Raw genomic sequence first — 23,238 nt, forward strand, 5'->3', positions numbered from 1 at the left:
CACCTGTACGGGGCTACGTGGGGACCTTCGGGAAGACCGACCTCGCGAAGCCTGCCACCCGGTCGCAATCCACACCCAGGAGGACGTTGGGCGGCACGTCCGCGTAGACAGAGGCCCGGCCGAACGAGGTCCGCCAGGTGACCTCGCAGTCACTCGGATACTCGGAGGTGTTGGCGTAGGCCTGTGCTCCCGGGAGGCCGTCCAGGTTGACCGGGTAGCGGCGGCGGTCACGCTGGACCAGTTCCAGAGAGGCGGGGCCGTAGGCGAGGGTGTAATACCCCTGGTAGCCGTCTTCGGTGCTGCCGATCTCGGCCGTGGCCCACTTGCAGGTCCGCACTCGCATGGAACCGCTGTCGTAGCCCCCTGGGCTGCCGATGTCAGTGAGCTGATGCTGCTGGACGATCTCGTTGTCCAGCACGTCGCACGGATCCATGGAACGAGTCGTGGTGGAGTCGCCCCGGCCGTGGCTGTGGTCTGGCCAGGCTGTCGCGGTCCATGCGCCCGCGCCCGCGAGCAGCACTCCGACGGCGCCGATCACAAGGATGCGCTGACGGCGCCCGGCTCCTCCGGGAGGCTCCTGCGGAGGCAGCCGGGCTGCCTGGGCGCGTCGCTGTTCGATCATTACCCTCACGGGGGCGGGGAGCCAGGGGGCGTCTGCGGCAGGCGCGCTGAACGTGGCCAAGGCCTCCTGGACGGTGGGCCGGCGGCTCGGGTCGTGATCCAGGCATCGCGTCAGGAAGGGCAGCAAGTCTTCCGGGACGCCGGTCAGATCGGGTTTCCCGTGGACGGTGCGGTACTGGAGGGCCAGTCCGTTCCCCTCCCCGTAGGGGCTGTGGCCGCTCACCGCGTAGACCAGGACGCAGGCCAGCGCGAAGACGTCGGAGGCGGGTCCGGTCTCCTCGCCCTGGCACTGCTCGGGGGACATGTAGCCGGGTGTGCCCAGGATCGAGGTGGTGGCAGAGGCCCCGTCGAGGGCGCGGGAGATACCGAAGTCGATCACCCGTGGCCCGTCCTCGGCGAGGATCACGTTGCCGGGCTTGAGGTCACGGTGGACCAGCCCGCTGCCGTGGATCGCGGCGAGCCCCTCGGCCAGCCCGGACCCGAGGACTCGTAGTGCGTCCGCCGGGAGCGGGCCGTGTTCCTGCACGGCCTGCTGCAGGGAGGGGCCGGGGATGTACGCGGTGACCAGCCAGGGCCGTGCGTCTTCCGGCCCTGCGTCGACCACTTGGGCGGTGTAGAAGCCACCGACGAGGCGGGCCGCCTCGGCTTCCAGGGCGAAGCGACGGCGAAACTCCGGGTCGTCGGCCAGTTCTGGCGCGACCACTTTCACCGCGACCGGCCGCCCGCCCGGCGAACGAGCCAGATAGACCTGTCCCATTCCGCCCCGGCCCAGCCTTGCCACCGTCCGGTACGAGCCGATCCGCCGCGGGTCCCCGGCGCCGAGCCGGGAGTCCGCGTCTTGCCAGTCGCTCATTCCACCGTCCACAGCTGTACGGCGCTGACCATCTTCGACGTGGTCACCGCCCCGGCGAGGATCCGTCCGTCGGGTCGGAACGCAAGGTCGGAGGTGGCGCTGCGGCCGGACGGCACGGTGACCTTTTGCTTCCGGGTATGCAGGTCGTAGAGCGCGATCTCGCCCCCGACGGCATAGCCTCCGCCGCCCAGGGCGACGCTACGGCCGTCCGGACTGACGGCGAGGGTCTGGTTCTGGTCGTCGGCCGTGCCGAACCGAGCGGTCAGCCTCCGCCCGGATACGTCCCACAGCGCCAGCCCGCCGAAAGCCCCGACAAGGGTGCTGCCATCGGGGGTGAAGGCCAGCGCAGTCACCCCGAAGGCATCGGTGTTCTTCAGAGGCATCTCCGCAACCTGCTGCCAGTCGCCGGTACGGAAGAGAGTCGCCCCGCCCTCCAGGTTCACGCCCCAGCCGACGGCGAGCACATGCCCGTCGGGGCTGAAGGCGAGGGAACGAGCTGCACTGCTCGTGTTGCCCTTCCCTTTGCCGACCAGCAGGTCTGCCACCCTTCGCCCGCTGCGGACGTCCCACACCTGCGCCTTGCCGATGGCGTCTTTGGCGTTGCGGGCCCCGGCCACAAGCCGTCCGTCGGGACTGAAGGCGACGGCCATCATGCCCTGCAACGGATGGTTCTCGCTGGGCGACTTCAACTGTGCGACGCGCTCCGCCGTGCTGACGCTCGTATCCCAGACAGTGATGCCGCCCTGGTCGGTGTTGGGATCGGACAGGTCGAACTTGCGGTTGTAGCCGAGGGCGAGCAGCCCGCCTCGGCCATAGGCGACGGCGGTAGTGGTCAGGATCTGCTCATCGGTCAGGTCGCTGAGCCGGCGGTTGGTGACGGCATCCCAGACCGTGACCCGGTCCTGCAAGGTGACGGCGAGCCGCTTGCCGTCCGGACTGTACGCAATGCGGTTGCTGTGCTGGGACTTCCCCAGCCCGAGGGTGACCGAGGGGGCCAGCCCGACGGAGCCGGGAGCCCGCGTGCCGTTCTGCTTCTGCTTGCCTCCGGACCCGTCGCCGGAACCGGACAGCAGTACGGCCGCCGTACCCGCGGAGGCGAACACCGCGGTGCCGCCCACGGCGAGCAGGAGGGTCCGTCGCCGGGACCAGTACCGTCCGGCAGGGGCCGCCGCTTGCGCGGCGAGGGGAGGCGGCAGCCAGGCGGTGGCGTTCGGCGTGGTGGGGGCGAGCCGTCCTACGAGGACCTCCGGGCCGGGCCGTTGCTCAGGGTCCTTGGCCAGCGCGGCGGCGATCGTCGAGCGCAACGGTTCCGGTACGGCGCCCAGATCCGGCGGGTCCTCGACGATCGACCGCAGTGTCTCGGCACCCGGCCCGTCCCTGAACGGCGGGCGCCCGGTGACAGCGAAGACCAGCAGTCCAGCCAGCGCGAAGACGTCCGATTCCGGCCCGGCATAGTGCCCACGGGCCTGCTCGGGAGTGAGGAACCGGCCGTCGGCCGCACTCACCGTGCGGGAGGGGTCAGCGGCGACGAACGCACGGGCGGCGGCAAACGGAGTAAGCCTGGGGCCCTCAGAGGCGAGCACAACCTTGTGCGGTTGGAGCACGGTGTGCACCAGCCCGGCGCCATGCAGTGCGGCCAAAGCCCCGGCCAGCCCTGTGCCCAATACCCGTACCGAGTTGGCCGGCAACGGACCATACGTCCGCACCGCTTCCGCAAGGGAGGCACCGGGGACGTACAGGGACGCCACCCAGGGCTGGTCGGCGGCCGGATCGGCGCTCACCGTCTCCGGCAGCCCCGTCCCCGAAGCCCGACCCAGCACGTTCAGTTCCTCGGTGAAGCGCCGTCGGAATCCCTCGTCCCTCGCGAGATGCGGAGCGATCACCTTCACTGCGACCGCGCGGCCGCTCCGGGACCGTCCGAGGAACACCGCACCCGTACCGCCCTGCCCCAGCCGCCCCTCCAGCCGGAACGCACCGATCTGTCGAGGGTCACCCAGACCCAAAGGCTGCCTCATACCTGAAGTCCTGCCTCATTCCCGTTCACCGACACCCAGTTGAAAGGTGTGTATGAGTGTGCTTCGAGCATTGCCGGGATTTCTTTCGGATCATCTGATCGTCGGTTGATGTGTGTCGTTGACTGACGCCCAGTGGGCGAGGATCGAGCTGCCCGAACACTTCGGCTCGTGGAAAGGCGCTCACCGACCACCAAGATCCACCTCGTCGCGGACAGCCGCTGCCGCCCGCCCGCCTTCGACCGCGAGGCGTACAAGCGGCGCAACACCGTCGAGCGGGGCATCAACAAGCTCAAGCAGTGGCGTGGCCTCGCCACCGATATGACAAGACCGCCGCCGACTACCTCGCAGGACTCCACGTCGCCGCCATCTTCATCTGGTCGGCGCGGTGGTCCGGAAGAAGCGCCCTAGGCCACGCCCGCCGCCTGGGCGGCCTCGTAGACCGCCTGTTCCTCGGTGCCCAAGTGGGTGGCACTCATGTTGGGGCCCTGCACCCAGCCGAGCAGGCCGATGATCTGGGCGGGGCGTCGTAGCGGGAGAAGACCCCGACCTGGACGCCCGCGCCGGTGGCAGGGTCGAAGTCCTGCAGCACGGCGCCGCCGCTGCAACCGGGCGACTGCGCGCCGGCCATCACGTCGTTGTAGTAGACCGGGTCGCTCCGGGCCGTTCCCTGGGTGACCATCAGCCTCCGGCCGTCGAAGGTCCGCTGGAGGGCGGTGGGCACGTTGCCGGGGCGGTAGTAGTTGCGCTCGTTGATGGTCGGGTAGCCGAAGATGTGGTCGATCCGGTTCTGCGGCTGGTTGAAGGCGACCTCCTGGCCTCCGGTGACCTCGCCGACGGGGCGCGGATCGTCGGGGTTGTCCACCAGGACGGCGGCCATGTCCCGCCCCAGCAGCCAGTCGGCGCTCTGGCTCCAGGTGTGGGTGATCCACTGACGGGTCACCCCCCAGACCCCGTACGGGGCGATGTCCCTGCCGGGAAGGCTCGTGCCGGAGGGGTCGCGCGGGAGGTTCGTCCCGTCGAAGCCCGGTACGAAGACCATGTTGGTGGCGACGACGTTCCCGAAGCCTATGTCGAGCGGTGTGTGGACGCGCAGGCAGTGGGCGGCGGTCAGCACGACGCTGCGGTTGGCGCTGGTGACCACGTTGCCGGAACACGAGGACGTCGAGACGGCGCCGGTGTCCACGTCCGTGTATTCCATGAACAGCTTGCCGGCGGTGCGTGAGACCAGCCCTTGTCCCCGCGGCCACGGCTTGCTGAGATCGTCCCAGCCGCCGGGAGGCGGGGTGGCGTCCACGTCCTCGTTGTTGAGGCCGGCGTCGGCCATCTTCCCCAGGGTCCAGTAGTCCACCTCCGCCCTGAGCCTGTCCTGATAGCCCGCACCGGCCGGTACCAGCGGGCGGAGCTCGGACGGGGCGACGTCGGCGCGTGCGTCGGCGCGCGCCGGGGACGGCGTGGCGAGCAGTGCGGCCACCAGCGTGAGCAGGCCGATGACCGTGGTGAACGCACGTCGTGAGGGCATGCCGGTGAGCAATGTCTTCCCTTCCTCGGGAGGGGCCGTTCGGACGGACGGAGGGATGTCCGGGCCGACGGCCGGACTCACGGGTTGGTGGTCACCTCGAACCCCGCGCCGTACACGCCTTCGGGGGCGGCGGCGTCCCGGGCACGCAGGTCGGCGAGGATGTTGGCCGAGCTGGTGTACTCGAACGGTGGGAAGGACAGGGTGATCGCCTTGGTGATCCCGGCCCAGGGGCCCGATGCCTGGAAACCGTTGTCCTGGGACGGGAGCTCGCTGCCGGGTACGTGCCAGACGGCTGGCCCGCCCGAGTCGCCCGTCAGGTTCGCGGCCGCCGAGCGGTAGATGCCGCCGGTGTTGTCCATGACGGTGCCGAACCAGACGCCCGTCTGACCCGATACGACGAGTTCGTTGTCACCGGTGGCGAGCAGCCGCTCGGTGTCGAGCGCGGGTCCCGGGGCGTTCGGGCTGGCGGTTCCGCCGGGGACCTTCAGGACACCGGTCTGCTTCAGGTAGGGGCCCTGCGAGGAGAGCGTCACCTGCGGGACCAGTTCGATGATCATGTAGTCCTTGGTCATGTGGCCCGTCTGCGAGCCCTCGGGATCCTTGAAGTAGCGCACGTACCCGATCGGACCGAAGGCGGTGTCCGCGCGGTCGTAGACGGGGGCCACGTCGTCGTGGATCTCGCGGTCCGCGTAGGCGGCGTCCCTGATGCAGTGGCCGGCCGAAATGGCGATCCGGTGCCCGTACTTGTCGGTGCCCACCGCGCCGATCGTGCAGAAGGGATACGTCATGGACGGGCTGAAGACGATCTGCATCGCGTTGTGGACGCGCTTGCCTTCGTCGGCGTGGGCGGCACCGGCCCCGACGGCCCAGAGGACCACGAGGCTCAGCAGCAGAGTGCACAGTCGTCTGTTCATGTACGGTTGCCTGTCTGTCGTAGGACCGTGGGGATCAGGCGGACGCGAACGCCGCCTCAAGACGCGGGACGAAGTCGACGAGGTCCTGCGCCCAGCAGCCGCTGGTGTGGCCGCCGGCGCAGTCGTCGCCCCAGCCGGATCCGTCTCCGTAGTCCACGAAGTGCACCGGGTACCCGAGTGCGTCCAGCCGTTCCTTGGCGTGCTGGGACGCCGACTGGACCCAGAACTCCGGTTCGGCCGGGTCGCCGGCACCGTTTCCGGTGTAGATCGTGACGCCGGTGCCCGCTCGGGCCAGGACGTCCATGTGCGCGACCGGGTCCGCCTCGTCCCAGCGCCAGTCCGCCCCGAAGACCGGGTAGGGCGTGCCGAAGATCGCGTCGCTGGACACCGTGGGACCGAAGTCGAGACTGCACGTGGGGTTCGAACTTCCGCACAGCGGGGCGCCGACGTTCGTGAGCGTGGCGACGACGGCCGCGCGCATGACGGCGTGGCGGATCGAGAGTTCGTTGGCGCCGGACAGAGTGGCGACCTGACCGAACAGGTCGGGATGTCTCTGGGCGTAGTGCAGGGAGCCGAAGCCGCCCATCGAGAGGCCGGCGACGGCCCGCGCCTTCCTGGTGGCATCGGTGCGGAGATTGGCGTCGATGAACGGGATCACCTGGTCGATGTGGAAGTGCTCCCAGTTCTGCGCGCCGGCGGCGGTGCTCTGGTCGAGCCAGTCGGTGTACCAACCCCTTCGGCCCCCGTCCGGGATGACCGTGATCATGGACCGGGCCGCGGTGAGGGCGGGATACGCCACGTTCGGGTTGCCGGGATCGTCGGACGCGCCGTGCAGGAAGTACAGCACCGGGTAGCGCCTGTCGGGATGTTGGGCATAGTCGCTGGGCAGCAGGATGCGGATGTGGTGCTCACCTGCGACCTCGGGCGTGGTCACCGTGATGACGAAGTTGGTGGCGGAGCCGACGGCGTCACCGGTCTGCGTGAGGCCGAAGCCGTCGGTCATCTCCGGCGGGCGCGGAGCCGAGGCCTCGACGGGCGCGAACGACGCGCCCATGAGGAGGATGGTCGCCACCGCGGCGACGCCAGCCGCCCTCCATCGTCTCAGCCGAGCGGGCAGAGCTGGTCTCATCGTGGGTCCTAGGGGGACTGGTCGCCATGGTCGCCATGGGACGGTGGGTCGGCCGGTCACGTGGAATCACATCGCACCACCTGGGCGTGACACCATAGGGACGGTCTGGCGCAGTTGCGCCACTGGCGCCAGTGCGCCGAGCATCCAGTAGGCTCCGGGGACCGGAGGCTGGACGGCCGGGCGGACCTGGACCGTCGCTCCGTGAGGCGAGGGGGCGGTCGTGCACGAGGTGCTGAACCCGGACTCCGACCGTGGCCGGGTCTATCAGTCTTTGGTCCGTCATCCGCGGCAGTCGGCCGGGGAGTTGGCGGCGCGTACCGGACTGGCTGAGGTCGCCGTCCGGGCGGTGCTGGACGAACTCGCCGCCGAGGACGCCGTCGTGACCACCGAACCCGGGAGCGCCGGGGCCGTCTGGGAAGCGGTGCCGCCCACGCAGCTCGTCGAGGCGCTGTTGCGGCGCGATGACGCATTACGGACGGCGCTGCGTCGAACCGGCGCGGAACTGGAGCGGCTCTACCGTTCCGCCAGGCGGGACAGCACCCACTACGACGCGCTGGAGGTCGTCGAAGAACTCGCGCGTGTCCTGGCGATCAGCCGGCAGCTCCAGCAGACGGCGCGCCACCAGCTGCGGAGCATCGACGTGCCACCGTACTCCGGCACGCCCGACTTCTACCTCGCGCAGGAGGCCTTGCAGCGCGAACGCATGGCCGCCGGTGTCACCTACCGCGCCATCTACCCCGGCTCCGCGTTCGACGATCCCATCGCGTGGCCCAACATGGCCCGCATGATCGAGGCCGGGGAACAGGCCCGGACTCTGGACGATCCACCCCTGAAGCTGAGCCTGCGCGACGACGACCTGGCGGTGGTCACCCTCGTTGCCGACGAGCGCCCCGGCGTCGTCTCCCTGGTGATCCGCCCGTCGAGTCTGCTCCAGGCGCTGTCCCATGTCTTTGAGACGCTATGGCGACTGGCCGTCCCCGTGTCGGCGGCGGGCACCGGTACGCAGATCGACGCCCGGGACCGCCAGATCCTCTCCCTCATGGCCAGCGGCGCCACCGACGACGCGATCGCCAGGCACCTGGGGGTGGGGCGCCGCACCGTCGTCCGCCGCGTCTCCGCCCTGCTGACCGGACTGGGCGCCACGACCCGCTTCCAGGCCGGGGTCCAAGCGGCACGACGGGGCTGGCTCTGAAGACGCAGACCCCAGCACCCGGTCTCACCCGGTCCCATCCGGCCGGTCTTCCTCCCGGCACAGGCCCCGGCTTCAGCGGAAATCACCCGCCGGCCGACGGCAGCTCAGGCACGCGAAGAACTGCCCTCACCGCCCTGGTGTGCGACACCACGGAGGAGACCGCGTCGCCATCGATCCGGCCGACGTCCGGGCCGCCGTCACTGTGGACCATCGAGGCGCACCCTCGTCGATCCGACTCCGGGACCTTGGACGGGCCGATCCGGTGGTGCGCCCAGCGAGAGTGCGCGGAGCGAGCGCGTGCTGTGTCCCGTCGAGCTGGGGGAGGACCGGCAGCAGGAGGCTCTGCTCGTGCGGTGCCGGGGCGGAACGGATCGAGTCGCCCGGCCGTATAGCCCGGATCATCTCCGCTGCTCCGCCCCGATCGCGATGTGCGCCCTCATTGGTGTCCGCCAGAGCGGGGTATCTCCGTAGCAGCTGTCAGTACACAAGGAAGGAGGGAGCGCCGATGCTGGCCGAATCGGTGTACCGCAGTGAGGATGTGCCGACTGCGGACAGGTTCGACTGCTGGCGTACGCTCGTTGGCCAGACGCACGTGCCGGTGGAACTGGTCAGCGACCATCAGGAGGATTTCGCGGTCTTCCAGCGCACGTTGAGCCTTGGTGCGGTATCGGTGTGGCCGGCGTCGTTCCAACCGGTGGTCTTTCGCCGTACCCCTCAGCTGATCCGCGAGTCGGACCCCGAGGGGCTGCACCTCACGCTCCCACTCAAGGGGATGCTGCACGTCAGCAGGGAACGGGATGACGCGTCATATGGACCGTACAGCCTGAACGTACTCCGAACGTCTCACCCGTTCGAGATCCGTGCCGTCGAAGGTGCCGACGGTCTGCACACGGGAGTGGGACTGGAAGTACCCGCAGCGCTGCTCCCGATTCCGAGCCGCCGACTCGACCGGTTGACTGGACTGCGATTACCAGCGGGGGAAGGATTTGGTGCCCTGCTGGCGCAGTTGCTCACTCAGCTGGCGAACGGTACCCATGCGTACCAGCTCTCCGACGGTCCCCGTTTGGAGACGGTCGTGGTGGACCTGCTGTCCGCACTGTTGGCTCACGCCCTCGACGCCGACACCCTCCTCCCCCCGGCAACTCACCAGCAGGCCCTCGTCTTGCGCATCCGTGCCTTCGTCCAAGGGCACCTGCATGATCCGCAACTGACGCCGCCCGCCGTCGCCGCCGCACACCACATATCCACCAGCTACCTGCACCGCCTCTTCCAGCGCGAAGAGGAAACGGTCGCGGCCTGGATCCGTCGGCAACGCCTGCAACGCGCACGCCGCGACCTCGCCGACCCGGCTCAGCGCGCCACACCCGTCCACGCCATTGCCGCCCGCTGGGGCTTCCCCCGCGCCGCCGACTTCACCCGCGCTTTCCGCACCGCCTACGGCATTCCGCCCAAGGAGTACCGCCGCCAAGCCCTTCGCACCACCGAGTAGGCGGATTGCCGTGGTGCACTCAGCGGTGGTGCCCCTGCCTCGGCAGATCGGACAGGTGCGCGGCCGTGGTGACGGCCACGCATGGCATCCTCTCGGGTCCCGCGGCCGACCGCCTGAAGAACTCGAGGGCGAGCGAGTTCGTGTTCACGAGACCCTGCCGGCCCCGGGGAGCTCAACCGCGACAAGATCACCGTTCAGTCGATCGCCCCGACGATCGCCCGCCCGTCGCGTGACGTCTTCGAGCACGGCCCGGTGGCCAGCCTCCTCCAGGAGCAGCGGGTGGCATAGGTGCGCGGGCCCCCGACAGACTCGGGGGCCCGCGCCTCGCTCACCGCCATGACTCACTCAGGTCTCGAGTGGTCAGGACCACTCCGATCCGGCCTGGCCGTTGCAGGTCCACTGCTGGGCACGCGCGCCGTTGCGCGCGGAGGAGTTCTCGATCTCCAGGCACTTACCGCTACGGACATTGATGATGTACACGCGGCCACCACCGGCATCGGCGAAGCGCCACTTGGCTCCGGCCTGGCCGTTGCAGGTCCACTGCTGGGCACGGGCGCCGTTACGCTTGGAGGAGTTCGCGATCTCCAGACACTTACCACTGTGGTTGCGGAGGATGACGGCGGCCCTGGCATCGATCGCGCCGTGGGCCGTGCCCGCCAGTTGCGCGCCTGTCATGGAGCGCTCGGGCGCGGCGGCCGGGGCCGCGGCGGCCGGGCCGGGAGCAGTGACTGCGGACAGCACCATCGTGACACCGGCGGCGGCGAGGACACGTGAGAGCTGCATGAACACATTCCCTTTCGTCGGTGTGCTGGTTCATGCCCGACCGGGCCCGCAGCCGTCCCCTGTCACCGTGGCAGCTGCGAGTCGTACGGCCGTGCCCCATCACAGTGGCCCGCCAACCGACTGCCTGTCGCTAGCAGTAAGTCCACACTTCCTTGGCAGCCAGTCCACCGCGTCCACCGCGCCGCAGAGGGCCTGCTGCCGGTATTCACGTGGGCGGCACCCCGCGGCTGCGGTCCGGTTGCCGCCGGTCCGGCGGGTTGGATGCACCTGCAGGGGACCTCTGTGTCCGCTTCTTCTTCCGTCCGTCGTCTGGCCGCCGTTACCGGCGTGGCCGCTGTGGTGGACGCGTGCCGGGGTCCGGAACAGGCGCTCAGGGCTGGAAGAACCTCACCTCGCAACGCCTGTTGTGGCAGATGCCGCAGGAGCGGGCTTCAGATCCGCTCCTGGCTCAGCTGGAGTCGGGGAAGCCGGCAGTAGCAACAGGCCGACACCGGCCACGACCGCCGCCCATGCGGTGATGGCCGGCAGCAGGTCTGCCGGAGCAGAGGCCACTGCCGAGTTGTTGGCTTGACCACGCTTGTAGACCGCCAAAGCAACAAGCGTTGCGATCACCAGGATGAGGACGCGGGTGGCATCCATGTGTACCGTCATTACGGGCCTTCCATGGCTCGCGGCCTGCCCGTCTGCGTCCGCCAAGATCCCGACGGGCAGGCCGTAACTGCACTTCCCACCCATCCACTTCGGGGTGGAGGACTACACGCTATTGGCTGCCACCGCGGCACACAGATGCCTGATACGTCTAAGTGAAACCCCGTCAATGGACGCCGAGTACAAATTCGAGATCCGAACAGGACGAAGTGTTCATGGAGGGTGAGAAAGGCCCGCCTCAGGATGGGATCGTGACCAGACCTGTCGAGGTCAAGGAAGCGTTGCCCGGCGTCAGAGCATGACGATGCGACGTGCCTGACAATCCTTTCTACCAGAGAGCCGCCCGGAGCGCGGCCTGTCGGCCCGCGAGGACGACGCCGGAGGCGGCCGATGACCCGGCAAGTCTCCCGAAGGCGGAGCGGACAGGGCGCCGTGCGAGCCCGGCGACGTGATGCCGCAGGCCTTCAGGGCCTACGGAGGCGTCCTCGAAGTGCGCCTGGTCGTACAGCTCGTGAACAGCTGGGTGACGAGAACTCCGCCGACACCTGGTCGATCAGAGCTTCGTGTTCCTGGCCGTGATCTGGCAGCAGGTCACGGCCCGCGAGAGCGCCCAGGCATTCGCCCGGCGGCTGCTGAAGGAACGCGTGGCCGCCGAACTCGCCGGCCAGGGCCGCGACCCGGCGGCCGAGAAGACCCTGGCTTTCAGGCGCGCGATCCGGGCGGCTACCGCGAGGACCAGGGAACGCGCTTCTGCTGGGCGGCCGGGCGGACTTCGACAAGATGGAAGCCATCCTCGTGGCGCACGAGAAGGTGGACCTGGCCCAGGCCGGAATCACGGACGTACCCGACCCACCCTTGCGTGGTCGCGTGTCGAAGAAGCCACCCGACGACGTCCATCGCCGCCCCGAAGTCGTCCTCGTGGACACACGTCCGGACAGTCAGGGCCCACGGTTCGCTGCCGTCCGGGTTCGGCCTGTCCGTGGCACGGACCAGCAGGGAAACATCGGCCCCGTCGAACGAGTGGCTCGCCGAGCCACCGGCGAAGGCCTGCCAGGGACCACCCCATGACTCCCAGTCGGTCGACTTCAACTCTGTCGGCATGTCCGCCTGCCCCAGGAGCCACCTCAGTTCCACAAGCACCGACCCTCTGCGCATACAACTGCGGCGCCACGGTCCGCGAAGCGCTCGACAAGAAGCGGCTCGACCGCTGGCTGGTCGCCCTCTCCCACATCGAGCTGGGCCCGCGCCTGCCGAACCCGAGGAGGGTTTGCGGCCCGACCGGCGCTGCGGAGCTTGTCAGTAGCTGTCTCGAGCGGCCGCGGTGAGGTCGGTGACGGAGTGGTAGTCGGTCGGCGTGGTCGTCAGGGCTCGGGCCAGTGTGAGCGCTCGCCGCTCGGCTGCGGCGCGTTTGGCGGAGTCGGTGATGGTGGTGAAGTCGGCGGGACGGGCGAATCCTACGATCCGGCGGATTATTTCGGCGCCGCAGAATCCGAGGGAGTCGGTGAACAATGCGCCCATGTAGCGCTGTCGTTCGGCCTCCAGCGCGGCCGTGGCGGCTCCCGTGAACAGGGCGGCCGGGTAACCGTCGCCGTCCGCCTGGTCACGCCACAGTTCGGTGAAGCGGGTCCGGAAGCCGTCCCAGACCTCTTCGACGGCGGACAGCAGCCAGTCCTGCTGGGCGGCCTGGTCCGGCCCGCGCGCGCCGGCGGCGAAGTAGGCGATGAGCAGGTGGGCCAAGAGGGTTCCCACGTCGAAGCCCATGGGGCCGTAGCAGGCGAACTCCTGGTCGATCACGCTGAGAGAATGGTCGGAGATCATGATCGAACCGGTGTGCAGGTCTCCGTGCAGGAGTGCGTCGCGGGAGGTGAGATAGCGCTGCTTCAGCCGGCACACGGCGAGTTTGAGGTCCGTGTCCCGCTGGAGACGTCGTACGTCCTCGTCCAGTTCGGGGCTGGTCCACCGGTTGCGCCGATGGGGCAGGAAGATCTCGGTGAAGACCATGTCCTCCATGATCTGGCACATGGCCGTGTTGGTCTCGAACAGAGACGTCAGTTCCCGTTTGCGTCCGGCGGGCAAGGCGAGGTCGGAGGTGAAGAAGAGGGTGTGTGCAAGATAGTGGGCGGCCTGTTCGGCGAAGTGGGGGTAGCTGGCGCCGGCCGCCAGGCCGCCGCGCAGGACGCTGTGCCCTGCGAGGTACTCCACCGTGAGCAGATGTTCCTCCGGGTCCACGTGCAGGGGTTCGGGAACGTGAGGGCCGGCGTGACGCCGATGCTCGACCAGAGCGCGGTGTTCGAACAGGATCCGTCGGGGTGTCAGAAACCAGCTCGGTCCGGCGGCACGCACGTACGGCGGAGCGTGTTTCACGCACACGGCTCCAGCCGGGCCACGGACGACGAAGACGTGGTTGACGTTGCCGTCGCCGATCTCCCGGGCGGACCACAGATCCCGGGTCCCGCCCAGCCGGTCTGCGAGAGCGGGCTGTCGGGAGAGATGGTCGAGCAGCTTCGTGATGTCGGGTTCCACGACAGGAACGGACGCGGTCATGCTTCCTCCTGGGCTGGGGACCGTGAGTGCCACGGAAGGCGGTAGGTGGGGGAGTTCAGGAAGTCCAGGGCGGCCGGGGCAGAGCGAAGTACTCCTGAAGGACCTGCTCCGCGCAGCCGAGAGTGCCGGGTATCGAACCGGGGTCCACGGTCCAGCAGTCGCTGACGACGTGCAGGGACCCACCGGGCGCGGGGGCGCGCATGCGGGCCGCGACCTCCTCCCTGGCCTGGCCGGCCCGCCACATGTGCCATGCCGCTGAATACGGCGGACGTCCCCAGTCCTGCCAGCAGGCTGCCACCGGCGGGTGCGCCCGCACGCGGTGCATGCGGCACAACAGCTCGTGGGCGTAGTCCACGGCGCCGGCCGGGGCTGCCGGGCCGGCACGGAACGCGCCCATGCCGCCGGGCACCTGATACGACGGTCCCGTGTCGAACCGATCCCAGAACGCTGTGGACGGACCGCTGGGATAGGCGGCCAGCAGCAGCCGGGAAGCACCACCGGGCGCGTACCACAGCTGTCGCAGGGGAAGATCGGTGGTGCTGCGCCCGGTCTCCACGCCGCACGCGCGCCACCACGGCTCGTCGTAGGCCAGGAACAGCTTCACGGCACGCACCGGCTCGACTGCTTCCAGGTCCTCGCGCCAGAAGCGGCTGAAGACTTCGGGACCGGCTTCGATGCGGCGCAGCGGGCCCTGCGGGAGCGCCAGGACCACGGTGTCCGCCTGGATGCGCTTCCGATGCCCGGTGTCCCGGCCCATGCGGTCCTCAAGGGCGAACGTCAGCTCGTACGGCCCTTCGGCCCTCTCGGTGAGAGCGATCCGGCACAGCCGGTGCCCCCAGCGCGTTCGGCCGCCGGCTCCCTCGAAAGCGCTGTGCAACGCCCTGGGCAACGACTGCATGCCGCAGGAGAGCGTGACGTACTCGGCCAGCGGTGGGGTGTGGAAGAGGACATCGATCCATGCGGCCGCCCCACCGGTATGTACGTCGTATCCACCGGTGTCCGCGACGAGCCGCAACGCCTCGCGGTCCAGTGCCGCTGCGAGGACCTGTGGCCAGGAGGCCTTCTCCAGAGGCTCACCCTGGACCATGGCCTTCCTGCATGCTGCCCGGTAGCGGGCCTGCGCCGACACGGCCCCGGCGGGCCGCTGGTCGCGCACGGCACGGTGGTAGATCTCCCGAAGCCGTCCGAAGCCCGGTACCGCCGCCTCCACGGCCTCGAAGCTCAACCCGTCCGCGTCCGTAACGTGACTTCGCTTCCTCACCGCATAGGGAATAGCGCTGGCGTTGGCATAATCTCGCTGGCGGAGAAGACTTCCTCGCGCTCTTACGAAGTTCTCTGACCTGCCGAAATGAAATGGCGTCAGCGCTTCAGTCAAACCCAGATGTCCCAGTAGCTTCATCACTGGCGCAGACTCCCTGTTCAGCCGCATCGCGCCCAGTTCCGCCCACCCTCCGCCGCGCACCGGAACCGACCAAATTCTACCCCCGGCCCGGTATCCGCTTTCGTACAAGGTCACGTTCTGTGAGCCAGTCACCAGCCGAAAGGCGGTATAACAGCCTCCCACACCCGCGCCGATCACGACTACACCGCCCACGCGTCACCCCACCCAGTTCGAGCCAATACGACTTGCCGCTCTTTACCGACCTGCACAGGACATGGAACATCGGGTGAACAACCAAGCGGCCGTCGTGAAAACGGGAGACCACGTGATCTTCAGGACCGACGTACTCGCCCAAGCACCCTCCGCCTACGACACGTTGTCCGAGTACTTCCGAGACATCCGTGCCTTCTACGAAGTGATCAGCGTCCGCTTCGCAATCCCCGAATACGGCGTCCGTCTCACCCCCGTGGCCGGAAACGAACTGCACTCGAACGCCAACAGCTACCTGCTTTCCGACAACAGTTCCTACCCCTTCTACCTCTGGTTGCCCACCTGGCTCGGCCGCTTCTACATCGACCCCCAACTCGTCCCCCCGGACTGTCCCGTGGACGACTGTCCCACCGACAAGGCGGGTCTCATCGCCTTCATCTGGCCATGGCTGGGCTTCAACGACGCCTACGTCAAGGACGCCGACGGACCCGAGTGCTGGTTCGGCGTGGCCGACCCGCGTCCCGACGACCCGCACGAGACGGTACGCGCCACGGCCACCAGCCTGTTCAACTACTTCCGCGTCGAGCGAACCCTGGACGACGAGAAGGACGGCTGGGCCACCGGCGCCTTCGCCGGCCGGGAGATCGGCTGCAACCTGAACGGCCGCTGGCACCTGCGCCGCGCCCCCATGGCCGAGCTGACCAGCTATTACGAGGTGGAACGCAACATCATCAGGCCTCTCGGGGAGAAGTTCGCCACCCTGGCCTCCGCCGCGGACGCCTGATGCCCGGCCCGGCCCTCCCAAGCCTGCACGACACTGAGGTGCTCGCCAGGACCACCCGTGTCGCCGACGAACTGCTGCGCCCCCGTGCGGATCGGACGGCGCGCGAGGGCGTTCCCCGTAGCCACCTGGACGCACTCGCCGCAGCCGGCGCCCTGTCCCTGGCCACCCGCGCCCCGGCCCTGCTCCGACGGGCGACCGAGATCATCGCGGCAGCGGACGGCGCCACCTGGTTCGTCTACGCCCAACACCACCAGCCGGTCCGGGCGGTCGCCGCCAGCGACAACCACACCCTGCGGGACAAGTGGCTCACCCCCCTGCTCACCGGCCGCACCCTCAGCGGCCACGCCATTTCCCACCTCGCCCGCCCGGGACCGCCCGCCATCACCGCCACACCCGGCACCGGAGGCGGCTGGGCGCTGAACGGCCGCATCGCCTGGCTCACCAGTTGGGGACTGGCCGACGTCGTCCTGATCGGCGCGATCGCGCCCGAGGACCGCATCCTGTTCTCCCTGATTCCGGCCGAGGACCTCGACGCGCCCCAGGCCGTGCACCGGCACACCTTGTGGAGCATGCACGCCACCCAAGCCGTCGCCATCGACCTCGGCGACGTACCCGTCGGACCCGACCAGGTCGTGAGCATGCCCCGACACACCGACTGGACTCGCGCGTACCTGAACCACAACGCCAACACCCACCCGGCCGTCTTCGGATTCCTTCAGGCAACCACCCAGTTCCTCGGCCAGTACGAGACGTTCAAAGCCTGGGCCGACGGCGCGAAGCTCGTGGCCGACCAACTACGTCGGCACGCATACACGCTGGCCGACACACAGCCACCCGACGAAGCGATCGACGAACGACTCACCACCCGCGCGGCCGCCGTCGATCTGGCCCTGCGCACCGCCGCCGCCTGCATCACCGCGACAGGGGCCCGCTCCATGTCCTCGGACACCACCGCAGCACGCCTGATGGCAGAGGCATCGTTCCACCTGGTCCACGGCCAGACCCCGCAGGCCAAGGACGCCTACGCACACTTCACAGCGGCGCTGGCCGGCCCCCCGAGACCGCTTGAACGTCATGCAGGGCCGTGATGCAACAGTCTGCAGCCTGCTGGGCACAGGGGAGCAACAACCGTTAGGGCGTTCACCCTACTGACGCCTGCCGCATGCCGCGCGCCCCGGTCGCCGCGCAATGACGTACCCAGTGACGGCGATCAGGCACACAACACCCACAACGAGCAGATCACGGGTGGACTGCTGGGTCAGTGCCACGACCAACCCCCCGACCACGACCAGCGGCGGAACCGGCCACAACGGCATGCGGAACGGCGGCCGGGCCCCCGGATCAGCACGGCGCGCACGCGCCCGGCACACCAGCGCCGACACCGCGACCAGAAGACACACGGTCACGAGCACAACGCCGGTGAAGGTGATCAGATCGTTCAGAGAGCTGAAGATACACAGCAAACCGTTGCCCACGAAGAGGAACACGAAGCCGTACACCGGGACCCGGGAGCGTCGCGAGGTGTGCGCGAAGAACCGCCCCAGCGGCCCGGGCAGCATGCCGTCCCGCGCCGCCGCGTAGTAGACACGCGCGTAGCCCAGGTTGGCCGACAGCCCGGTGTCGAACATCGCCACCACCACTCCCACCAGCAGAATGGTCGCTCCCGTCGACCCCATCACCTGATGGGCGACCAGGGACAGTGGCGAGGCGTCGGCCACGGTCCGGTCGACGTCCCGTACGGCGAACGTGGCCGCCACCACCGCGGACAGCTCCACCGTCACCGACACCCCCGCCGCCCACACCACCGCACGCGGGAGCGTATGCCGCGACCCGCGGGACTCCTCCGCGAAGTACAGCGGCCAGTCGTAGCCGTTGAAGGCGAACAGCGCCGGCACGACCGCAGCGATCAGCCCCGACGCACCCGGGACCACCGGATGGGTGAGCGGGTGGCTGTCCGGAGCGACGTGGGCCAAAGCGCAACCAGTGAAGGCGAGAATCACCACGAGTTCGAGGACCAGCATGGCGCCGGCGACCCAGCTCGCCGGCGCGATCCGTCCCATCGAAAGCGCGGTGCTCGCCGCCAGCATCGTCAGCGCGGTCCAGCCGACCGGCAGCCCACCGGGCACCAGCCCGGACAGATAGGTCGCGGCGGCGGTGAACACCGAAGCCGTGGTGGTCAGTCCCAGCAGCAGGAACAGCACGGCCGCCAAACCGCCCCACACCGGTCCCAGCGCCCGGTGCACGATGGTGTACGTACCGCCTGCGGAAGGGAAGAGCGAACCGGTCTCGGCGTAGCACACCGCCATGGCCAGTACGATCACCGCGGCGATGAGAAAGGCGTAGACGACACCGGTGCCGGCCGAGGCGAGCCCGGTGCCGTAGACGAGGAAGACCGAGGTCGTCGGGGAGATGGCCGAAAGAGCGATCGCGAGCACGTTCAACGGCCGTAGAGCCGAAGCCTCCAGGCCACTCTGCGCCTGTTCATCCGGTCCCTTTTCGGCAATCGCGATCTCGTCCTCGGTCACACCGCTTCCCTGGGCCGTATGTATGTGGGCCACTCTCCGGACCAGTGCATTAAAAGGCTCCCGTGGACTCGCCGTCCACTGCCCGCGCCGAGCTGGCAACCGACCGGATGCAGCCCCGGCGGGCGGTCGCCCGCGGTACCGGGTACGGCCTGGTCGTGCCGGCCCAGCAGCAGACTCCGGGGACGCGCCGGGGTTCCGGTGACCGCGCCGATGACGGCCTCGGTGGTGTCCCGGCGGCGGACTTGTACCTTCTCGGCACCAAGTCAAGCCGAAGCCCCGCGTAGGGTGCCGGCATGATCGTCCGATGTGTTCAAATCATCAGTCCGACGAGCGGAGAGGTGGTGAACGATCACCCAGGAATCAGGGTGGGCGTGGAGTATCCGGTCCTGGAGGTCATCACCACCGCGCGCCGGGTGCTGCTGCGGATTCCTGAGCGGTCCGACGTCTTGGTCGAGCGAGACTCTCCTGGGCTGTGGGATGCCGCCATGTTCACCGTGGTCAGTGGCCGGATGCCGGAGTGTTGGGTTGCAGGGCTGGAGGACGGCCAGGTGACGCTGGCGCCGAAGGAATGGCAGCGGCCAGGCTTCTGGGAGGACTACTTCGACGGCGAGCCGTCTGCTGGAGTCGAGTATGAGCGTTTGCGAGCGGAGGTCATTTCCCAAGGGTGATCTGGCAGTGAGCGCCGTTGACGCTCATGAGGCCTTGATTGGTCATGGGGATCGGGGACGGCAGGTTGGGATACCGAGGGCGACCGGCGACCGCCTGCGTAAGGCGAGCAGCGCCGGTGTGGGGTGGGTGGGGAAACCGCCGTTGACGAAGTCGGTGGCGAAGAGCGTGCGGAAGTCGTGCGGTGTGAACGTCATGCCTGCAAGGCGCTGGTCATCTCGGAGATCCTCTCGCAGATGCGGTGAAGCATCTTGAGGATGGTGCCGGTGGCCATGGCTCCCGGGACGTCTCGACTCCGCTGCCACGACGTTCGCCTCCGGCCGAGGACTTGGCGAGCGCGCTGCGCCGCGCAGCGGCCGCGCACGGGGAGCATGAGGCAGACATCGGTGCGGAGGACCGGAGCTGGCCGGACTGGTACGTCCGGTACATGGTGAGTGAGCAGGCCGGGACCGAAGTGCCGTCGTGACCGCATCGCCCTTCGGCAGACATGCCTCCTCACCTGCTTCGGTACGTGCTCCCCGCGATGGCCGGCAGACCACATGCAGCACATCGGCCCTCGTCTGGTACGGGCGTTTCAGAGAGACTTCAGGGAGACTGCAGGGGCGCGGACGCCGTACTCGAGGGAGTAGCGATGCAGGTAGCAGTGGTCACCTTCGACGGGTTCAACGAACTCGACAGCTTCATGGCTTCGGCGCTGATCAATCGATGCCGCGCGGGTGGCCTGGAGGCTCTCATCACGACGCCGACGCCGGTGGTCACGTCGATGAACGGCGTAGAGGTGACAGGGCAGCGCCCGATGGAGTTCGTCACCGAGGCCGACGTCGTTCTGATCGGTAGCGGCGTGAAGACGCGAGAAGTGGTCGCCGACGACCAGCTGATCTCCAGACTGCGACTCGACCCTTCGCGCCAGCTGATCGGCGCCCAGTGCTCCGGAGCGCTGGTGCTCGCCCGCCTGGGCTTGCTGGACGGCATGCCCGCTTGCACGGACAGGAAGACGCGGCCCTTTGTCGAGGCTTGCGGCATCCCCGTGCTTGACCAGCCGTTCCACGCCGAGGGGAATATCGCCACGGCGGGCGGTTGTCTGGCGTCCCAGTACCTTGCCACGTGGGTGATCACCAGGGTGCTCGGGGAGGAGGCCGCGCGGGGCGTCCTCGACTACGTGGCTCCAGTCGGCGAGAACCAGGAAACAATCGAGCGAGCCCTGCGCGCTGTCCACTCCGCCGAGGTCGCCCTCTGAGCAGGCTGGCCGCCCTCGGGGCGCCGCGACGAGGCTGATCCCCGGCCGTCAGGTCTGCGCCGGGTGACCACTCATGGACCGAAAACGCAAAGCCCGGTCCGCCCACCGGTACCGGTGCGTCCAACGCTGTGCGCCTGCGCTCGAACCAGAGGGTGCGAGCGGGTCAGGAGAGCCAGTCGGTGTAGCGGGTGGGGGCGAGGTGGGCGTGCTCGTCGGTGAGGACGTCGCCCTTGACTGCGGCGAACATGCCGGCGGTGGGGTCGGTGGCCACCGTGCGGTTGTCGCCCTTGTGGGACAGGGTGATGCGGCCCAGCTCGTCCAGGGGGAAGATCTCGGGGCCGGCGATGTTGCGAATGCCGTTCAGCGGGGCGCCTGCGGCGACCTGTGCCACCGCGTCGGCCACGTCCTTGGCGGCGATCGGCTGGATCGGCGTGGCGGGCAACCGGACGGTCTCGCCGTCGGCGGTCCAGGACATGACGGCGTCCATGAACTCCATGAACTGTGTCGCCCGGACGATCGAGTAGGGGATCGGCCCGGCCGCGAGAATCTGCTCTTGGAGCGCCTTGGCCTTGTAGTAGTCCAGCTCCGGCACCCGGTCCACGCCGACGATCGAGAGGATGACGAAGTGACCGACGCCGCCCTTGTGGGCCGCCGCCAGGAGGTTGTCCATCGAGGTCTGGAAGAAGGCCGGGGAGGCTTCGTCGAAGGTCGGGGAGTTCGTCAGGTTGACGACCACGTCGGCTCCCGCCACCGCCTGGTCCAGTCCCTGGCCGCTGATGACGTCCACCCCGGTGGACTTCGAGTGGGGTACCGCCTCGTGCCCGGCGGCGATCAGATCAGTGACGACTTGCGATCCGATCAGCCCGGTACCGCCGATGACAGCGATCTTCATAAGGGGCCTTTCCTTGAGATTACGTGAGTAAATATCACATAGGGGGCATTGTGTCGGTGCTGCAACATGCGTCTCACCCCACCGGGGAGCTTCGGCTACCTCTCGGGAGACCGGTCAGCCGGTGGTGAAGTCCGCCGCCACTGTCTTGCCTGACGTCAGCACCGCCTCTGCCCGGCACCCATGGGGCTGGTGGTGACACCGCATGGCCGCGCCGCCCGCCCGGCACACCTCGTCTGCCAGACGCACGGGCGCCGGCAAGGTCATCGAGCTGCCCGGCGCAGCCCACGTGCTGGTGAGCCACCCGGACACTGCCGGCCGCCTCGTCCGGACCGCCGCCAAGGTCACCTCGTGGAGCGAGCAGCGCAGGTTGCTGTCGGTGACCCGCTCGTCCTGGGCCTCTACGGATTCCGTCTCGCACCGCCACGGTCCCCGGAACGGTGTATCCCCGTATGCGGAGGTCCGTGGAAGGCTTGAGGCATGGCCGATCGATCACCCTCGGAGTTCCGGCGTTCCTGGCGGCCGGGTTACGCACCCGCGCTGGTCGCGGTCCCCCTGGGGCTGATCGGCACGGTCTGTGTGGTCGACGTACTGGCTCCGCAGCATATCCACCTCGGTCCGCTGCTGGTGGCGGCACCCGCCATCACCGTGGCGTTCGCCGGCGCCCGCGTGACAGCGCTGATGGGAGCTCTCGCGGTGGCGGCCCAGATGCTGATCGGCGTGCTCAGGGGGGCTCTGGACACCGCCAACCTCCAGGCCCAGATCGCTGCCCTGATCGTCGTCTCCAGCGTCTGTGTCACCGTCTGCGTGGTGCGCGACCGGCGTGAGCGGCAGCTGCGCCGGGTGCGATCGGTGGCCGAGGCGGCGCAGAGTGTGCTGCTGCAGCCCCTGCCCGCCCGCACCGGCCCGCTGAGGATCGCCGGCCTGTACATCCCCGCCGAGGAAGAAGCCGACCTCGGCGGAGACCTCTACGCCGCCGCTCGGACCGCCCACCACAGCACCCGGCTCCTCATCGGTGACGTCCGCGGCAGCGGCCTGGCCGCGATCAACAACTCGGCCCTGCTGCTCGGCGCCTTCCGCGCTGCCGCCCACCGCCAGGCCACCCTCCCCCGACTCGCCGTCCACCTGGACGCCGCGCTTCGCTGGGACACCAGCCAGTGGCGACCCCAGGCAGAACAGGACACCAACGAGGACTTCGCCACCGCCATCCTGCTCGACATCCCGGATCACGATCCGGTCGTCCACCTCATCTCCTGCGGCCACCCACCGCCGCTCCGCCTGCGCGGCAGCCGACTCACCCCCCTCACGGCCGAGGCGAGTCACCTCCCCCTCGGACTTGGCGGACTCCTCGGCACCACCGCCTACGACGTCCAGACCTTCTCCTTCGAGGTCGGCGACCTCCTGCTCCTCTACACCGACGGCGTCGTCGAGGCACGCAACGCCGACGGAGTCTTCTACCCCTTCACCGAACGGGCGCCCGAATGGGCCAAGGACGACCCCGACGACCTCCTGCGCCATCTCCAGGACGACCTGCTGGCCCACGCCCACGGGCACCTCGACGACGACGCGGCCGTAGTGGCAATCCGCCGCCTGGCGGTCTGAACGCCCCGGCACTCTGAACGCTCGGACGACGTTCCGGCCGCTTATGCGGTGTTGGCGTGGGGGAGGGGGGTCGCTCGAGACGTCAGTTGATCGCGGGGTCCGGTGGTGACGCTGCCCCCGAGGCTGATCAGGGTGCGTGCCGCGTGCAGGGCGTGGCGAGCCGACGCGGTCGGGGCGCGGCCTCCACCGTGGCGGCGGCCTCGGCCATCGCCGTGCGTAGGCTCCGCTTGCCTGGCG

The 23,238-nt window shown here is 69.0% G+C and carries 18 protein-coding genes and 2 pseudogenes; 9 read left to right on the forward strand and 11 right to left on the reverse strand.

The window, feature by feature from the left end:
* Positions 1–13: 13 nt before the first annotated feature.
* Both IEZ20_RS08785 and IEZ20_RS08790 read right to left on the reverse strand, forming a co-directional pair.
* A complete protein-coding gene (locus tag IEZ20_RS08785; protein ID WP_189296093.1) occupies positions 14–1,474 on the reverse strand; it encodes a serine/threonine-protein kinase in 1,461 nt (486 codons plus the stop codon).
* Positions 1,471–3,489: a protein kinase family protein gene (locus IEZ20_RS08790; protein WP_189296095.1), complete on the reverse strand. Its 2,019-nt coding sequence runs from the start codon at positions 3,487–3,489 to the stop codon at positions 1,471–1,473. The genes IEZ20_RS08785 and IEZ20_RS08790 overlap by 4 nt, the downstream gene beginning before the upstream one ends.
* A gap of 222 nt (positions 3,490–3,711) precedes the next feature.
* On the opposite strand from IEZ20_RS08790, the pseudogene IEZ20_RS39570 reads away from it, so the two are divergent.
* A pseudogene (locus IEZ20_RS39570) lies at positions 3,712–3,866 on the forward strand (IS5/IS1182 family transposase); the annotation flags it as partial.
* Positions 3,867–3,961: 95 nt separating this feature from the next.
* Here the strand turns inward: IEZ20_RS39570 and IEZ20_RS08800 are convergent.
* The 3 genes from IEZ20_RS08800 to IEZ20_RS08810 form a co-directional block, all read right to left on the reverse strand.
* Positions 3,962–5,008 (reverse strand): trypsin-like serine peptidase, encoded by a 1,047-nt coding sequence (locus IEZ20_RS08800; RefSeq protein ID WP_189296099.1) that lies wholly within the window; start codon positions 5,006–5,008, stop codon positions 3,962–3,964.
* A 77-nt stretch (positions 5,009–5,085) separates the two neighbouring features.
* Positions 5,086–5,922, reverse strand: a complete 837-nt coding sequence (locus tag IEZ20_RS08805; protein ID WP_189296101.1) for a hypothetical protein — start codon at positions 5,920–5,922, stop codon at positions 5,086–5,088.
* Positions 5,923–5,956: 34 nt separating this feature from the next.
* Positions 5,957–7,051, reverse strand: coding sequence for an alpha/beta hydrolase (locus IEZ20_RS08810; protein ID WP_189296103.1), 1,095 nt, complete (start codon positions 7,049–7,051; stop codon positions 5,957–5,959).
* A gap of 220 nt (positions 7,052–7,271) precedes the next feature.
* Here IEZ20_RS08810 and IEZ20_RS08815 point away from each other — a divergent pair, with 220 nt between their 5' ends.
* The 3 genes and pseudogenes from IEZ20_RS08815 to IEZ20_RS08825 all read left to right on the forward strand — a co-directional run.
* Positions 7,272–8,243, forward strand: a complete 972-nt coding sequence (locus IEZ20_RS08815) for a LuxR C-terminal-related transcriptional regulator (protein WP_189296105.1) — start codon at positions 7,272–7,274, stop codon at positions 8,241–8,243.
* 505 nt (positions 8,244–8,748) lie between these two features.
* Entirely contained in the window at positions 8,749–9,732 is a 984-nt protein-coding gene (locus IEZ20_RS08820) for a helix-turn-helix transcriptional regulator (RefSeq protein WP_189296107.1), read from the forward strand.
* A 65-nt stretch (positions 9,733–9,797) separates the two neighbouring features.
* Positions 9,798–10,020 (forward strand): annotated as a pseudogene (locus IEZ20_RS08825) (ribose-phosphate diphosphokinase); the annotation flags it as partial.
* Positions 10,021–10,092: 72 nt separating this feature from the next.
* Here IEZ20_RS08825 and IEZ20_RS08830 read toward each other — a convergent pair.
* The 4 genes from IEZ20_RS08830 to IEZ20_RS08845 all read right to left on the reverse strand — a co-directional run bounded on the left by IEZ20_RS08830 (position 10,093) and on the right by IEZ20_RS08845 (position 15,301).
* Positions 10,093–10,515 (reverse strand): RICIN domain-containing protein, encoded by a 423-nt coding sequence (locus IEZ20_RS08830; protein ID WP_189296109.1) that lies wholly within the window; start codon positions 10,513–10,515, stop codon positions 10,093–10,095.
* 387 nt (positions 10,516–10,902) lie between these two features.
* Complete coding sequence (locus tag IEZ20_RS08835) at positions 10,903–11,166, reverse strand: hypothetical protein (RefSeq protein ID WP_189296111.1); 264 nt, start codon at positions 11,164–11,166, stop codon at positions 10,903–10,905.
* A 1,293-nt stretch (positions 11,167–12,459) separates the two neighbouring features.
* The gene (mtnK, locus tag IEZ20_RS08840; protein WP_189296113.1) at positions 12,460–13,707 is read right to left on the reverse strand and encodes an S-methyl-5-thioribose kinase; all 1,248 of its coding nucleotides are present in this window, start codon (positions 13,705–13,707) and stop codon (positions 12,460–12,462) included.
* Positions 13,708–13,762: 55 nt separating this feature from the next.
* The gene (locus tag IEZ20_RS08845; RefSeq protein WP_308434650.1) at positions 13,763–15,301 is read right to left on the reverse strand and encodes a flavin monoamine oxidase family protein; all 1,539 of its coding nucleotides are present in this window, start codon (positions 15,299–15,301) and stop codon (positions 13,763–13,765) included.
* Between the two features lie 112 nt (positions 15,302–15,413).
* Between IEZ20_RS08845 and IEZ20_RS08850 the strand changes: the two genes are divergently transcribed.
* Complete coding sequence (locus IEZ20_RS08850) at positions 15,414–16,082, forward strand: hypothetical protein (RefSeq protein ID WP_189296116.1); 669 nt, start codon at positions 15,414–15,416, stop codon at positions 16,080–16,082.
* Between the two features lie 38 nt (positions 16,083–16,120).
* Positions 16,121–17,170, forward strand: coding sequence for an acyl-CoA dehydrogenase family protein (locus IEZ20_RS08855; RefSeq protein ID WP_189296118.1), 1,050 nt, complete (start codon positions 16,121–16,123; stop codon positions 17,168–17,170).
* A 57-nt stretch (positions 17,171–17,227) separates the two neighbouring features.
* On the opposite strand, the gene IEZ20_RS08860 is transcribed toward IEZ20_RS08855, so the two are convergent.
* The gene (locus tag IEZ20_RS08860) at positions 17,228–18,607 is read right to left on the reverse strand and encodes an APC family permease (protein ID WP_229895967.1); all 1,380 of its coding nucleotides are present in this window, start codon (positions 18,605–18,607) and stop codon (positions 17,228–17,230) included.
* 293 nt (positions 18,608–18,900) lie between these two features.
* Between IEZ20_RS08860 and IEZ20_RS08865 the strand changes: the two genes are divergently transcribed.
* Positions 18,901–19,275: a hypothetical protein gene (locus IEZ20_RS08865; protein ID WP_189296120.1), complete on the forward strand. Its 375-nt coding sequence runs from the start codon at positions 18,901–18,903 to the stop codon at positions 19,273–19,275.
* A 629-nt stretch (positions 19,276–19,904) separates the two neighbouring features.
* Positions 19,905–20,510, forward strand: coding sequence for a DJ-1/PfpI family protein (locus tag IEZ20_RS08870; RefSeq protein ID WP_189296122.1), 606 nt, complete (start codon positions 19,905–19,907; stop codon positions 20,508–20,510).
* Positions 20,511–20,673: 163 nt separating this feature from the next.
* Here IEZ20_RS08870 and IEZ20_RS08875 read toward each other — a convergent pair whose 3' ends face one another.
* Positions 20,674–21,402 carry an SDR family oxidoreductase gene (locus IEZ20_RS08875; RefSeq protein ID WP_189296124.1) on the reverse strand — a complete coding sequence of 243 codons (729 nt, stop codon included), beginning with the start codon at positions 21,400–21,402 and terminating at the stop codon, positions 20,674–20,676.
* Between the two features lie 477 nt (positions 21,403–21,879).
* Between IEZ20_RS08875 and IEZ20_RS08880 the strand changes: the two genes are divergently transcribed.
* Positions 21,880–23,001 carry a PP2C family protein-serine/threonine phosphatase gene (locus tag IEZ20_RS08880; protein WP_189296126.1) on the forward strand — a complete coding sequence of 374 codons (1,122 nt, stop codon included), beginning with the start codon at positions 21,880–21,882 and terminating at the stop codon, positions 22,999–23,001.
* The last annotated feature ends 237 nt before the right edge of the window (positions 23,002–23,238 follow it).

Source organism: Streptomyces cinerochromogenes (assembly GCF_014648635.1).
GTDB lineage: Bacteria > Actinomycetota > Actinomycetes > Streptomycetales > Streptomycetaceae > Streptomyces > Streptomyces cinerochromogenes.

What these genes read in the sequence shown, in the direction of transcription:
- IEZ20_RS08785 (WP_189296093.1), bottom strand. Translation starts at nt 1,474, where the DNA reads ATGAGCGACTGGCAAGACGCGGACTCCCGGCTCGGCGCCGGGGACCCG.
- IEZ20_RS08790 (WP_189296095.1), bottom strand. Translation starts at nt 3,489, where the DNA reads ATGAGGCAGCCTTTGGGTCTGGGTGACCCTCGACAGATCGGTGCGTTC.
- IEZ20_RS08800 (WP_189296099.1), bottom strand. Translation starts at nt 5,008, where the DNA reads ATGCCCTCACGACGTGCGTTCACCACGGTCATCGGCCTGCTCACGCTG.
- IEZ20_RS08805 (WP_189296101.1), bottom strand. Translation starts at nt 5,922, where the DNA reads ATGAACAGACGACTGTGCACTCTGCTGCTGAGCCTCGTGGTCCTCTGG.
- IEZ20_RS08810 (WP_189296103.1), bottom strand. Translation starts at nt 7,051, where the DNA reads ATGAGACCAGCTCTGCCCGCTCGGCTGAGACGATGGAGGGCGGCTGGC.
- IEZ20_RS08820 (WP_189296107.1), top strand. Translation starts at nt 8,749, where the DNA reads ATGCTGGCCGAATCGGTGTACCGCAGTGAGGATGTGCCGACTGCGGAC.
- IEZ20_RS08830 (WP_189296109.1), bottom strand. Translation starts at nt 10,515, where the DNA reads ATGCAGCTCTCACGTGTCCTCGCCGCCGCCGGTGTCACGATGGTGCTG.
- IEZ20_RS08835 (WP_189296111.1), bottom strand. Translation starts at nt 11,166, where the DNA reads ATGACGGTACACATGGATGCCACCCGCGTCCTCATCCTGGTGATCGCA.
- mtnK (WP_189296113.1), bottom strand. Translation starts at nt 13,707, where the DNA reads ATGACCGCGTCCGTTCCTGTCGTGGAACCCGACATCACGAAGCTGCTC.
- IEZ20_RS08865 (WP_189296120.1), top strand. Translation starts at nt 18,901, where the DNA reads ATGATCGTCCGATGTGTTCAAATCATCAGTCCGACGAGCGGAGAGGTG.
- IEZ20_RS08870 (WP_189296122.1), top strand. Translation starts at nt 19,905, where the DNA reads ATGCAGGTAGCAGTGGTCACCTTCGACGGGTTCAACGAACTCGACAGC.
- IEZ20_RS08875 (WP_189296124.1), bottom strand. Translation starts at nt 21,402, where the DNA reads ATGAAGATCGCTGTCATCGGCGGTACCGGGCTGATCGGATCGCAAGTC.
- IEZ20_RS08880 (WP_189296126.1), top strand. Translation starts at nt 21,880, where the DNA reads ATGGCCGATCGATCACCCTCGGAGTTCCGGCGTTCCTGGCGGCCGGGT.